This window comes from Arthrobacter sp. ISL-85, assembly GCF_018613675.1.
GTDB lineage: Bacteria > Actinomycetota > Actinomycetes > Actinomycetales > Micrococcaceae > Arthrobacter.
In genome coordinates this window covers 68,270-81,468 of the sequence record NZ_JAGGPQ010000020.1, presented here as the reverse complement: position 1 = coordinate 81,468, position 13,199 = coordinate 68,270, and the positions used below count along the sequence as shown (strand labels likewise).

At 67.2% G+C, this 13,199-nt stretch carries 11 protein-coding genes; 6 read left to right on the top strand and 5 right to left on the bottom strand.

The genetic code is table 11. The annotated features are described in order from the left end of the window. Positions 1–855 (bottom strand): SDR family NAD(P)-dependent oxidoreductase, encoded by an 855-nt coding sequence (locus tag J7I84_RS15970; RefSeq protein ID WP_251046698.1) that lies wholly within the window; start codon positions 853–855, stop codon positions 1–3. Between the two features lie 282 nt (positions 856–1,137). Here J7I84_RS15970 and J7I84_RS15965 point away from each other — a divergent pair, with 282 nt between their 5' ends. From J7I84_RS15965 to J7I84_RS15945, 5 genes are all read left to right on the top strand, one after another. Beyond that, a complete protein-coding gene (locus tag J7I84_RS15965; RefSeq protein ID WP_214945523.1) occupies positions 1,138–2,091 on the top strand; it encodes a 2-hydroxyacid dehydrogenase in 954 nt (317 codons plus the stop codon). A 63-nt stretch (positions 2,092–2,154) separates the two neighbouring features. After that, positions 2,155–2,925, top strand: coding sequence for an SDR family oxidoreductase (locus J7I84_RS15960; RefSeq protein ID WP_214945522.1), 771 nt, complete (start codon positions 2,155–2,157; stop codon positions 2,923–2,925). Next, positions 2,925–4,022, top strand: a complete 1,098-nt coding sequence (locus tag J7I84_RS15955) for an L-idonate 5-dehydrogenase (RefSeq protein WP_214945521.1) — start codon at positions 2,925–2,927, stop codon at positions 4,020–4,022. The genes J7I84_RS15960 and J7I84_RS15955 overlap by 1 nt, the downstream gene beginning before the upstream one ends. 64 nt (positions 4,023–4,086) lie before the next feature. Beyond that, positions 4,087–4,683 (top strand): TetR/AcrR family transcriptional regulator, encoded by a 597-nt coding sequence (locus J7I84_RS15950; RefSeq protein ID WP_214945520.1) that lies wholly within the window; start codon positions 4,087–4,089, stop codon positions 4,681–4,683. Then, entirely contained in the window at positions 4,680–5,720 is a 1,041-nt protein-coding gene (locus tag J7I84_RS15945) for a DMT family transporter (RefSeq protein WP_311381154.1), read from the top strand. The genes J7I84_RS15950 and J7I84_RS15945 overlap by 4 nt, the downstream gene beginning before the upstream one ends. On the opposite strand, the gene J7I84_RS15940 is transcribed toward J7I84_RS15945, so the two are convergent. From J7I84_RS15940 to J7I84_RS15930, 3 genes are read right to left on the bottom strand one after another with little or no spacing between them, the layout of a single operon-like run. Next, positions 5,631–5,927 (bottom strand): DUF3040 domain-containing protein, encoded by a 297-nt coding sequence (locus J7I84_RS15940; RefSeq protein ID WP_251046697.1) that lies wholly within the window; start codon positions 5,925–5,927, stop codon positions 5,631–5,633. The two genes, J7I84_RS15945 and J7I84_RS15940, sit on opposite strands and share 90 nt — an antisense overlap. Before the next feature lie 54 nt (positions 5,928–5,981). Continuing rightward, complete coding sequence (locus J7I84_RS15935; protein WP_214945519.1) at positions 5,982–6,200, bottom strand: DUF488 family protein; 219 nt, start codon at positions 6,198–6,200, stop codon at positions 5,982–5,984. Positions 6,201–6,227: 27 nt separating this feature from the next. Further along, on the bottom strand, positions 6,228–7,274 hold the full coding sequence (locus J7I84_RS15930) for an aldo/keto reductase (protein ID WP_214945518.1): 1,047 nt from the start codon (positions 7,272–7,274) through the stop codon (positions 6,228–6,230). A 365-nt stretch (positions 7,275–7,639) separates the two neighbouring features. On the opposite strand from J7I84_RS15930, the gene malQ reads away from it, so the two are divergent. Further along, positions 7,640–9,862 (top strand): 4-alpha-glucanotransferase, encoded by a 2,223-nt coding sequence (gene malQ, locus J7I84_RS15925; protein WP_214945517.1) that lies wholly within the window; start codon positions 7,640–7,642, stop codon positions 9,860–9,862. Positions 9,863–9,965: 103 nt separating this feature from the next. Here malQ and J7I84_RS15920 read toward each other — a convergent pair whose 3' ends face one another. Further along, on the bottom strand, positions 9,966–13,169 hold the full coding sequence (locus J7I84_RS15920; RefSeq protein ID WP_251046696.1) for an alpha-amylase family glycosyl hydrolase: 3,204 nt from the start codon (positions 13,167–13,169) through the stop codon (positions 9,966–9,968). Positions 13,170–13,199 lie beyond the last annotated feature (30 nt).

The following is a 13,199-nucleotide window of genomic DNA, read 5'->3' as shown; positions in this document are numbered from 1 at the left end:
TCACCCGAAGCCGGCGAGACGCGCGCACTCAGCCCAGAGCCGCCGTCGTGCCTCCGGGTCAGAACCCATGCCGGGGGTTGGCAGCTGCTTGCGCTTGGACCACAGCCTGCCCGATACCGCCGCCGTTTCGGGCGCCGTGGCCAGCCACAGGGGCGTGTCCGCTGCTTGTTCCGTGCTCTTGCCAAACGTGTTGGTGAGCCAGCGGAACGGGCCCCCGATATCCAACAGCAGCGACGTGTCCTTCACGAGTCCCGGATGGACGGCGTTGGCCACCACTCCTGAACCGTGGAGCCTCTCGGCGAACTCCTGCGTGAGGAGCACCCGGCCCAGCATGGTGGGCGGCGTGGAGCGCAGGAAACTGTACTTGCCGGTAGCGGTCTGGAGGTCGTCGAAGTTGAGCCGGACGTTGCCGTACTTCGAAGCGAGGTTCACGATCCGCGCCGTTCCGTTTGCGGCCGCGCCACGCTTGAGCGCGTCGAGGAGGAGATTGGTCAGCAGGAAATAGGACATGACATTCGTGGCGAAGGTGAGCTCCAGGCCGTCCGCGGTTACATGCCGTTCCCTGCGGAAGACGCCGGCCGTATTCACCAGTACGTCAAGCCGGTCATGGCGTGACAGGAATTCTGCCGTGGCGGCCCTGAGGGACGCCTGGTCGGACAGGTCACAGGCAAGGGGCTCCACGGGGGCCGCCGTGACTGCGGCGCGGATGGCCTGCACAGCGTCCGCAGCCCGCGCGGCGGAGCGCCCCACCGCGACGACGAGGGCACCTTCACGCGCAAGTCCGGCGGCTATGGCGCTGCCAATGCCGCCTCCCGACCCTGTCACCAGCGCAATCCGTCCTTCGAGTGAAGCCATGCCCATCGCCTCCAGCCGCGTTCATAGTCCCTGCCCAAGGACTATCCCAGCACTGTTTGGCAGTGCTGGCCAGTATCGCGGACATGGTTCGGGTTTACTGACTGATGACATTGTTAAAGCCCTTGATTACGCTTTTGAGACCCCGCGTCACGTGAGTTTTGGCATGCTTGAGCTTATGCCCACCTTCCAGGTCCCGGCGGCCTGATCTTCGACCGCCGCGGGCAGAACGGCTGACACCCCGGACAGCACCACATTTCCGCTACAACCGATAGGTCCCAACCAATGCAGCCCGTGCACACCGTCAGTTTCCCGGATTCCCAGCTCCTGGCCGACCTCTCGCCACTTCCCGAAGGGCTACGGGGCGTGGTGTGGGAGATGAAGGACGAGCCGGGGGAGGAGCTGGGTGGCATCGACGGCGTCATCCTGCCCTACCTCAACGCGGGGGCGGTGCTGGGGTCCCTGGGCAAGGTCGCGGGCCTTAGGTTCGTGCAGACGCAGTCGACAGGGTACGACGGCGTCTGCGAGGCTGCCGGGCCGGGCGCCGCGGTGGCGAACGCCTCAGGCGTCCACGCAGCTGCCACCGCCGAGCTGGCCGTGGGCCTGATCCTGGCCAGGCTGCGGGGCATCGACCAGGCCGTCAAGGACCAGCAGGTTGAAAGCTGGAAGCCGCAGCGCCGCCAGTCCCTGGCGGACCGGAAGGTCCTGCTGCTGGGCGTCGGCGGGATCGGCAAGGAAGTCGCGCGACGCCTGGAGCCCTTCGAAGTCAGCATCACCCGGGTGGGAAGCACGGCCCGCACGGACGCTGACGGACCGGTCCATGGCCCGGAGGAACTGACGGCCCTGGCCGCGGAGCACGACATCCTGGTCTCCGTCCTGCCCCTGAACGAGGACACGCACCACCTGGTGGGCCGGGATGTCCTGGCCGCCCTGCCCGACGGTGCGCTGGTGGTGAACGTGGGCCGCGGCGCCGTGGTGGACACGGAGGCCCTGACCCGGGAAGTGGTGTCCGGCCGGCTGCAGTGCGCCATCGACGTGGTCGATCCCGAGCCGCTGCCCGCCGGGCACCCGCTGTGGTCCGCGGAGAACGCGCTTATCACCCCGCACGTGGGCGGGAACGCTTCGGCCTTCGAGCCCCGGATCCTGAACCTCCTGAAACAGCAGCTCGGGGCGCTGGCCGCCGGCCAGACCCCGGCCAACCTGGTGCAGCAGGGACCGTTCCAGCGGGGGCCGTTTTGAGGGTCGCCGGGATCTGATGCAGGCCGTGGCACGAATCAACGATGAAGAGGAAGTAACCAGGACATGACAGGGCTTTTTGATCTGACGGGGCGCGTTGCCCTGGTGACGGGTTCCAGCCGGGGTATCGGTTCGGCGCTTGCCCGGGCGTTGGCCGACGCCGGCGCGACGGTGGTGCTGAACGGCGTCAATGAGGAGCGGCTCAAGGACGCCGAGGCCGCGTTGGGAGTTGATTTCCCGCCGGGCCGGGTCCACAGTGTGGCGTTCGACGTCACGGACGACGACGCTGCCGCCCGCAGCATCCTTTGGATCGAGGAGAACGTGGGTCCGCTGGAGATTTTGGTGAACAACGCCGGGATCCAGCACCGGGTGCCGATGCTGGATCTGGATGTGGCGGACTGGGAACGGGTCCTCTCCACGGACCTGACCAGTGCGTTCCTGGTGGGCCGGGAGGCTGCCCGGCACATGATCACCCGGGGCCGGGGGAAGATCATCAACATCTGCTCGGTCCAGGCCGACCTGGCCCGGCCGACCATCGCCCCGTACATAGCTGCTAAGGGTGGGTTGCGGAACCTGACCCGTGCGATGACGGCCGAGTGGGCGGCATCCGGGCTGCAGATCAATGCTGTTGCGCCGGGCTATATCCATACCGAGATGACGCAGAACCTGGTGGATGATGAGGAGTTCAACTCCTGGATCCTGGGACGGACGCCGGCGCACCGGTGGGGCACTGTGGAGGACCTTGCCGGTCCCGTGGTGTGGCTGGCCTCGGACGGGTCCAATTTCGTGAACGGGCAGACCATCTTCATCGACGGCGGAATGACGGTGGTGGTCTGATGGCTGCGGCCCTTGATCTTGAATTGCCCGCGACCGGCCCGGCGCTGGTGGCACACGCGGCCGGTGACCTGCGGATCGACCAGGTCCCGCTGCCCCGGCCCGCACCCGACGAAGCGGTGGTCGAGGTCCACTACGGCGGGATCTGCGGCTCCGACCTGCACTACTGGCTGCACGGTGCGGCGGGGGAGTCCATCCTGAAGGCGCCGCTGGTCCTGGGCCACGAGATTTCCGGGGTGGTGGTGCGCCCGGCCGCAAACGGCGCAGGGCCAGCGGCCGGGACCGCCGTCGCCGTCCACCCGGCAACTCCCGGTCCCGGGGCGGCCCGCTACCCGGCGGACCGGCCCAACCGGTCCCCGGGCTGCACCTACCTGGGCAGCGCCGCCCGCTACCCGCACACCGACGGCGCGTTCAGCCGGTACGTGAACCTGCCGGTGCGGATGCTCCGGCCCCTGCCGGACGGCATCAACCTGCGTACCGCCGCCCTGATTGAACCGGCCTCCGTCGCCTGGCACGCCGTCGCCAGGGCCGGGGACGTGCGCGGGAAAACCGCGCTGGTCGTCGGGTCCGGGCCCATCGGCGCCCTTGCCGTCGCCGTCCTCAAGCGCGCCGGCGCGGCCCGGATCACCGCCGTCGACCTCCACGCCAGGCCGCTGGAGATCGCCACGGCCGTGGGCGCGGATGAGGTGATCAACGCCGCGGACACCGCAGCCATCGCCGCCGTCGAGGCCGACGTCGTGATCGAATCCTCCGGCAACCACCACGGCCTCGCCTCCGCCATCAACGGTGCGGTCCGCGGCGGGACCGTCGTCATGGTGGGCCTGCTGCCCACCGGCATGCAGCCGGTGCCCATCTCGCTGGCCATCACCCGCGAACTTGACCTCAGAGGCTCGTTCCGCTTCAACGACGAGATCGACCAGGTGATCGCCGCCCTCGCGGACGGCTCCCTGCACATCGGGCCCGTCATCACCCACGAATACCCCCTCGCCCAGGCCCTGCACGCGTTCGAGGTCGCCAAAGACTCCACCACCTCCGGCAAGGTGCTCCTCGGCTTTGGGGCTGGACCGCTTTCTCCACCGGAGGATGTCCGGACCGCGTGAGTTCAGGGCACAGGAGAGGGGTAGGTAGACTGGTCTACCTACCCCTCTCCTGAAAGGAGCGCCCGTGGCTGCGTCAGCCCTCCCGACTTCTGCCCGCCGCCCTGCCCGCGAGCTCCTGCTCGACGCTGCCGCGCGCCTCTTCTACGCCCACGGCGTCGCCGCCACGGGAATCGACACCCTCACTGCCGAAGCGGGAGTGGCAAAGAAGAGCCTCTACAACAACTTCAGCTCCAAAGCGGACCTGGTGGCCGCCTACCTTGAGGCCAGGCATGAGGAATGGCTGGGCCTGTACCGCCGGCGGCTGGACACGGCGCAGACACCGCGCGACCAAGTCCTGGCGGTCTTCGACGCGTACCTGGACCACGCCAACTTCGCCTACGAGTACGGTTTCCGGGGCTGCGGGCTGCTCAACGCCGCGGCGGAACTGCCCGCAGGCGACCCCGGCAGGGCCGCTGTGCGCCGCCACAAGGAAGAAGTGCAGCAACTCCTTGAGGGGCACGTGGCAGGGCTGTTGCTGGGCCGGGAAGAACAGGCCGCCGGAACAGCCGCGCACCTCGCGTTCCTGCTGGAGGGTGCCATGGCCAGGGCCGGCCTGGAAGGCAATGACGGTCCGCTTCAAGAGGCCAGACGCATCGCCAGACAGATGCTGGACGCCCTGTGAACACCAGCCAGACCCACCCGAAGGCGCAACTGTGGGGAGCATTGTCGGTGGTGGCGGCGTCGGTCCTGTGGGGCACCACGGGCACAGCTGCCACCTTCGCGCACGGCGTTAGCCCGCTGGCAGTCGGAGCCGTGGCGATGGGGCTGGGTGGGCTGCTGCAGGCGCTCTTCGCCGCACGGCACGTCGCCGCCCAGTCAGGCAGCCTGTTCCGCCGCTGGCGCCCGGTTTCACTCGGGGCTGCGGCGGTGGCCGTCTATCCCCTGGCCTTCTACAGCTCGATGCACCTTTCCGGCGTGGCAGTGGGAACCGTCGTCTCGATCGGCTCTGCCCCCGTCGCGGCAGCCCTCATTGAGCGCCTCGTGGACAGGAAACCGCTGCGTCGGCGATGGATGCTTGGGGCACTGCTGGGAGTCGGCGGAGCCGCGCTGCTGTCCTTTGCCGGGCATGCGCCGTCAGGATCAACTCCGGCAACCGCTGCGCCGGCGGCTGGGGATTGGAGTTCGACGGCGGGACTCCTCCTTGGGCTCCTGGCAGGCACCACCTACGCCCTGTACTCCTGGACGGCACACCGCCTGACCGGCCAAGGCGTCACTTCCAGGGCCGCCATGGGCAGCATTTTCGGACTGGGCGGAGTCCTCCTGATGCCTGTCCTCGCCGTGACGGGCGCCCCGCTGCTGGACTCCTGGGGCAACATCAGTGTGGGTGCCTACATGGCAGTGGTGCCGATGTTTGCCGGGTACGTGCTGTTCGGCTGGGGCCTGGCCCGGGTGGGGGCGAGCACAGCCACCAGCATCTCCCTGCTGGAAACCGTGGTGGCTGCTGTACTGGCCGTACTCGTGGTGGGCGAACGTCTGACCGCACTTGGCTGGCTTGGCGCCGCCGTCGTCCTGGGCAGCCTCTTCATCCTGGCTCCACGTACCCGTCCAACGCCATGGACCACGGCAGGATCAGCCGGTGTGTTGCCGCCCCGCGCTCCGGGCCAACACCGTCTGGCCCAGCAGCAGGCAGGCGCCCAGCCCCAGCAGAAGAATCCCTAGCACCACCGCGCCAGGCGCCGGGATCCCGGCACCTGCAACGATGAGCACTACGCCAACCAGCGCCGCCGCCATCCCCGGGAGCAGGCCCGCGGGGAATCGCCGCGCCGGGTACCCGGACAGCAGCTCCATGGCCAGGTGGGGATCGTCCGCGATCAACCCCAGTTCCAGCTCCTTGAGCAGGCGTCGCTCCTCATCGGACATTGGCATGGCGGGCCCCTGTTTTCCCTGGGAGGCTGTAACGGTATCGACCGTAGGAGCCTTCTATCGCTTAGTCAATAGCCTCAACGCCACCAATCCCACGTTCACTCGGGGACGTCGTAGTACAACCAGCTCAGCAGCGGCAGCCGCAAAATCCTCGCTGCGCAGATAGCCGACATACGCGCGGAACGACTCATTGCGGAGGGCCGTATCCGGAGAGCCCGGAAGCAGTTTGCGGAAGCCGCCCAGCCGTTTCTCCCAGCGGTAGTCGATGCATGGCACCTGGGTCCTGTGACCCGCAGAAGCCGGCTACCGTCGTCGTAATTCCGCGAACTCGATGGATGGCACAATGGCGCCCGCGTCCCGCTCCACGAAGTTGGTGCCCGGGGGCACCAGGTCGTCGATGGCGTCGAGTACCGTCTCGCCCAGGTGGACGTCCGCCGCGCGGAGGTACGCCTGGAGGTGCTCCTCGGTGCGCGGGCCAATGATCACGCTGCTGATGGCGGGGTGGGCCAGGGCAAACCCCACGGCCAGGTCCACCAGGGACATCTCCAGCTTGTCCGCCAGACGGGCCAACGAGTCTGCGGCAAGCAGTTTCCGCTCGCTGGATGGCCCGGACAGGTCGTACCGGCCCGGCAGCGTGTGCACCCGCGTTCGCGGCTTGCCTGATTCCAGGGCGAAGCTGCCGGAAAGCCACCCGCCCGCCAAGGGGCCATAGGCAAGGACGCCCAAGCCGTACTGCTGGGCGATGGGCAGCACATCGCGCTCATTGCCCCGGACCAGCATGGAATACGGAACCTGGTTTCCCAGCGGAGGGATCAGGTGGTTGGTGGTGGCAAGCCATTGCGCCTCGACGAGCTGCGCCGGCGTGAATACCGAAGTTCCGTAGTACAAGATCTTTCCCTGGCGGATCAGGTCATTCAGGGTGGTGATGGTTTCCAGGACGTCAGTGTTGTAGTCCGGCCGGTGCGCCTGGTACAGATCGATGCGGTCCGTCTGCAGCCGGCGGAGGCTGCCCTCCACTGCTTGGGTGATCCACCGCCTCGAGTTGCCGGAGTGCGCTGGGTTGGGGCTCATTTGGCCGTGGAACTTGGTGGCCAGGAAGACGTCATCCCGGCGGCCGCGCAGTGCGCGGCCCACCACCTGCTCCGATTCGCCCTGCGAGTAGACGTCAGCTGTATCAATCGCCGTGATGCCGGCGTCCAATGCTGAATGGATAATGCGGATGCCCTCATCCGGCCCGGTGGGGGCGCCCTGGCCGTTGCCGGTTCCCTCGCCGAAATTCATGGTCCCAAGGGTGAGTGGACTGATGGGGGTTCCCGACCGTCCGAACACCCGCAGTTCGCTCAGGCTCATCTCCGGTCTCCTCCATTTAGTTGCCGTGCCCTGGATCGTCACGACGCTACACAGATCCGGCCGGCCGCAGCAGATTTCCGTTTTAGTCCTTCTCTTTTCGTCGCATGGAGTAACCGGTGCGGCGGGGGATGACGTTTTGTGGCGCCCGGCCGGCAAGGCCACAGGACGGCCGGGCACGCACTTCGATCCGTAGGAGCCCGGATCCACTCCAAAAACCTGTCCTGACATGCCCGTATGCCGGCTGGGTTTCGCCTCTGCGCCGCACTGCAATAATCTGAACCAACGGTTGTGCACTGGGGTGTGAGCGCCCGGCATGACAGGCAGCACTGTAAGTTCCGGGACCATCACAGACGAGGCGGACACCCATGACGGCTTCAGACCAGCAGCACGCAGCACGGCCAACGATGCCCGCTGACCCCCCAGCCGCTGCCCCCGGCCCGGTGGATCCGCACCTGCTGCAGCAGCTGGCCGACGCCCATGGCGTGGGCACGTCGTTCCAGGGCTGGGACGGCCTTCCCCACTCCGTCGCCCAGTCGACGCTGATCAAGGTGCTGGCCGCGCTGGGAGTTGAGGCGCACACCAACCAGCACATCGAGGCTGCCTTGGCCGAGGCCGAACTGGCGCCCTGGCGGCGGATGCTCCCGCCCGCCGTCGTCATCAGGCAGGGCGAACCGGCGCAGGTCCCGGTCCATGTACGGGATGGGGCCATCGCGAGCCTGGAAATCACCCTCGAAGGGGGCGCCGGATCCCGGGAGGCGCTCCAGCAGGATGTCTGGATCCAGCCCCGGGAGGTGGACGGCGTCTCCACCGGACGGGCCACGTTCTCGCTTCCTGAGGACCTGCCTTTGGGCTGGCATACCCTGCACGCGGCATCGGAAGGCGCCACGGCCACAGCCACCCTGGTGGTCACGCCGGCCCGGCTGGCTACTGCACAACCCTTTGAGGAGCGGCGCGGCTGGGGGCTGGCCACGCAGCTGTATTCGGTCCGCTCAAGGCGGTCGTGGGGCATCGGAGATTTCGCGGACCTGGCGGACCTGGCCGCAATCAGCGGCTCGCGGGGCGCCGATTACGTCCTGGTCAACCCGCTGCACGCCGCCGAGCCCATTCCGCCCGTCCAGCCTTCGCCCTACTCACCGTCCACCCGCCGGTTCTTCAACCCCCTGTACATCCGCATCGAGGCCGTCCCCGAGCTGGCGTACCTCCGGCCGCGGAAACGCGCGGCCCTGGAAAAGCTGCACGAGGAAGTGGCAGGGCTGAACAAGGACGGTGTGCGGCTGGACCGGAACGCCGTCTACGCTGCGAAGCTGCAGGCCCTGGAGATGCTGTACCACACGCGGCGTTCGCCCGCCCGGCAGGCCGCGTTCGACGAGTTCTGCCGCATCTCCGGCAAGGGTCTGGAGGATTTTGCGCTGTGGTCCGCCATCCGTGAGGACCTGGCACCCGGCGATCCGCTGTGGACGGATCCGGAGTGCGCCATCGGAACACCGGCCGCGGAGGGCCTCCGGGAGAAGCTGGCGGACCGGATCGGGTTCCACCGCTGGCTGCAGTGGATTTGTGACGAGCAGCTGGAAGACGCCCAACGTGCCGCGCTCGGATCCGGCATGAGGCTGGGTGTGGTGCACGATCTCGCCGTCGGCGTGGACCACAACAGTGCCGACGCCTGGACGTTGCGCGGCGTGCTGGCCCCGAACACCAGCGTGGGTGCGCCGCCTGACATGTACAACCAGCAGGGCCAGGACTGGGGCCAGCCGCCGTGGCACCCCGCCCGCCTGGCTGAAGCCGGCTATGAACCGTTCCGCAACATGCTGGCAAACGTATTTCGGCATGCCGGCGGCATCCGCGTGGACCACATCCTGGGCCTGTTCAGGCTGTGGTGGATCCCCAAGGGGAATGCGCCGGGGGACGGTGCCTACGTCCGCTACGACCACGAGGCACTGATCGGGATCCTGGCCCTCGAGGCGCACCGTGCAGGTGCCGTGGTGATCGGGGAGGACCTGGGCACCTTCGAACCATGGGTGCGTGACTACCTCGCGGCCCGCGGCATCCTGGGCACGTCCATCCTTTGGTTTGAGTACGACGGCGATTCGCCCCTTGCGCCCGAAAAGTACCGCACGCAGGCGCTCGCCAGCGTGAACACCCACGACCTTCCACCCACGGCCGGCTACCTTGCCGGGGACCACGTGGGCCTGCGGAGCCGGCTGGGGCTGCTGGAGCGGCCTGAAGAGGAGGAACGCGCCGAGCACAACGCCTCGCTGGAGAAGATGTTTGCCCTGCTGCGCGAACGCGGTTTCCTCGCTGAGGGGAACGCGGCCGGAGCAGGGGGGCCGTCGGCGGAGGAACACACCATCGAGGCGCTGCACCTCCTGCTGGCCCAGGCACCGTCGGTACTGCTGGGCGTGGCATTGGTGGACGCCGTGGGGGAGCGGCGGGTCCAGAACCAGCCAGGAACCACCGAGGCCCTGTATCCCAACTGGCAGGTGCCGCTGGGTGGTCCGGACGGCAGGCCCGTTTACCTGGACGACCTTCCCGGCAACAAGCGGTTCAACGCGCTGCTCGCCGCGGTGCAGGGCGCACTGCGCAAGTCGTGATCCGGCAGGTCCCAAGCGCTTTTCGATAACATCACGGCTGAAACACCATGGCCCCGCCGCTTCCGTAAGCGGCGGGGCCATGGTGCCTGTTCGGGCAGCTAACCTAGCCCGCAGTGATCACGTGTGTGAAGTGGTCGTACCGGAAGGTGACCGGACCGCCGTCGTGCTCAAGCACAATGTTGGCCCCGGGAGAAGCCCCGCCGGCCCCGTAACTCACGTCCCATGACTTATTGAGGGCCGCCTTGAACTCGTAGCTTCCGGCCGGCAGGTCCGGTACGGTGAGCTTCCACACGAGGTCTGCCGGGTCCAGCGCCAGCTGCGCCCGGCCGCAGGTCGGTTCCCAGTCCGAGGCGCAGCCAAGCTCGCTGTCCATGCTTCCCGCTGCCGCCACAGCGGAGGGCTGCTGTGAAGCGTAGGCGGCGCTGAGCAGGTGCGTGCTGTTGTCGTAGCGGAACGTGACGGGGCCGCCGGGGTGGTCCAGTACGATGTTCTGGCCGTTGAACTGGCCGTCGGCACCGTAGTTTTCATCCCAGCCGCCGTTGAGCGCTGCCTTGTATTCGTACTTCCCCGCGGGCAGGTCCGCGGTCAGCCGCCAGATGCGGTCCACCGGATCCAGGACCATTCGCGCCTGCGAACAGGCAGGATCCCATTGCGCGCTGCAGCCCATCGGCTGGTTCAGCGATCCCGCCACCGTGACCGAGTCGGGCTGCGGCGCCTGGCCCACCGTGACGGTCCTGATATCGCTGGTGACGTTGAAGCTGGTGCCGGTCATGGCGGCCCGGTACTGGACCTTCGTGCCGTCGGCGAGCCCGGTAACGTCATCGGTTGCGGAATACACGGGCGACGATGAGTCGGTGCCTACAGCGGTCCAGTCCCCGCCGTTGACGCTGCGCTGGAAAGACACCACATTGCTGGCTTTCTCCGGATCGGCGGTGGCGCTCAGTTCCACCTTGCCCTGGACGCTGCTGCCCTCGGCGGGCTTCTGGAGGGTTAGTAGGGGCGCCGGGACGCTGGCTGGCCGTGTTGGGCTTGTGGCAGTATGTCCGCCGTTGTCCAGCACGGTGGCGCGGTACTCCAAAGGGGTGCCGGCATCCAGTGCCGCGACGTCGTGGAACACCTGGTACGGCGCTGTGTCGTCCGTGCCGATTGGCTGCCATGCGCCGCCTGCCGTCCTTGCTTCGAAGGTGACCTCGTAGAACGAAGAACCGTCGACGTCGGCCGTCACGTTGATGCGCCCATTGTCACCGGGCGCTGCGGCCGGCTGTCGGAGGGCGACGGCGGGAGCCGCCTTTGAGTGCGGTATCCGTCCCGAGGATTCGTAGACGACGGCGGAGAGCGGCGGCACGGTCACCGTCAGCTTGGCGTCGTCCGACGTCTTTTCCTCGTCCGCGCCCTGGCCATAGATGCGCGTGTAACTGCGCTTGGCGATGTAGGTGGGGACTTGTGCGGTCTGCGGCTGTGCGCTGTTGTTCAGGGCCACCACGTATTCGCGCTGGTCCTGCGCATCGGTGCGGGAGAAGGCGTAGATGCCGGGCCCGTCGGAGGCATAGCGGTGCTGGTGGGCGCCGTTCCGCAGTGCCGGGTGCTCCTTGGTGAGGGCGGCCAGTTCCTTGATTTTGGCGTAGAGCGGGTGGTCCGGGTTGAAGTTGTCGGTGGCGTGGGTGGCGTCCGTGCCCAGCAGGTCATCGTCGAGGTAGTCCGGCACCTTGCTGGCGAACAGCGTCTGGCGTGCATCCTGGTCGCCGCCCGGCCCGGTGAAGCCCTGTTCGTCGCCGTAGTAGACCACCGGGTTGCCGCGGGAGAAGTACATCAGCTCGTGGGCAAGCTCATCCCGGGCCACCTTCTCGGCGTCGCTCGCGGCGGGATTGTCCTGGCTGATGAAGCTGCCAATGCGGCCCATGTCGTGGTTGCCCAGGAAGGTGGGCAGTTCGTAGACGTTGGAGTCGGCATCAGTGTACCAGTCGTCACCGGCGAAGAAGGTCTGCAGCGCCTTGGCGTCCTGGCTCTTGGACGCGAAGTTCCGGGCCGCGTCCTGGAAGGGGAAATCCAGGACTGCCTGCATCTTGTTGCGGGTGGTGAACTGCGAGGTGAAGCTCTTGCTGGTGTCGAAGACTTCGCCGAACATGAAGAACTCGTCCTTGCCGTGTTCCTTGGCGTAGCTGAGGACGTTGGGGCCGAATTCCTGCCAGAACTCGTTGTTGACGTGCTTCATGGTATCGATCCGGAAGCCGTCCACGCCGAAGTCTCCGATCCAGGATTTGTAGATGTCCTCCATCCCGTGCACCACTGTGGGGTTTTCGGTGAACAGGTCATCGAGGCCGAAGAAGTCCCCGTACATGGAGTCCTCGCCGGTAAATGTGGTGTCGCCTCGGTTGTGGTACAGCGTGGGGTCATTCAGCCATGCGGGGACCTTCAGGTTTTCTTCGCCGGGTGCCAGGACGGGTTTGTAGGGGAACGACGTGTTTGCGTCCAGCTTGGGGAAGGTTCCGGTGCCGGCGTAGTCGCGGTCATCGAACGCTTCACCGGTGGCCGTTTTATACGGGACGGCGTCCTTGGACACGTAGCCTTTGCGGTCGCCCTCCTGGTACCCGATGACGTCCGCCGTGTGGTTGGTGATGATGTCGAAGTACACCTTCATGCCGCGCGCGTGGGCCTCGTCAATAAGGGCCTTGAGTTCGTCATTGGTGCCCAGGTGCGGGTCGATCTGGGTGAAGTCGGTGACCCAGTAGCCGTGGTAGCCGGCGGACTTGTCCTCAGGCTGGACTGCCTTGTTCTTGAAGCTGGGCGTCAGCCAGATCGACGTGGTGCCCAGGCCCTGGATGTAGTCGATCTTGTTGCGGAGGCCGGCCAGGTCCCCGCCGTTGTAGAAGCCCTTTTTTGTGGGATCAAAGCCGGAAACCATGGGGTCGGGGCCCAGGCCGCCATGGTCGTTGGCAGTACTGCCGTTACTGAACCGGTCCGCCATGACGAAGTAGAAGTTCTCATCCGTTACCGGGCCGCGGAGCGAATGCAGGGCCGATGCGGATGCCTGGCCATTTCCGCCAGGATCCTTGGAACCTGGACCATTGGGAGCCGGGGCAGCGTGCGCCGGGAGGACTGTTGCGGAAACGGCGAGTGCGGCAGCCAGGAGGCCCGCCGCGGACCGGCCAGCAAGGCGTTTGCGGGATTGCCGGGTGCGTGAGGGGTGCGGTGTTCCTGCCGGACTTGCCGGCAGGTGGGCGCGTGGGGGCGCGCCGGGAGGGGTGCGGAATACCAAGGTGAGACCTTCCTGGGAAGCAGCGCTGCTGTACAGGCGTGCCGTTGACATGGGGATGCGGCAGGAGGGTTCGAAGGGCAG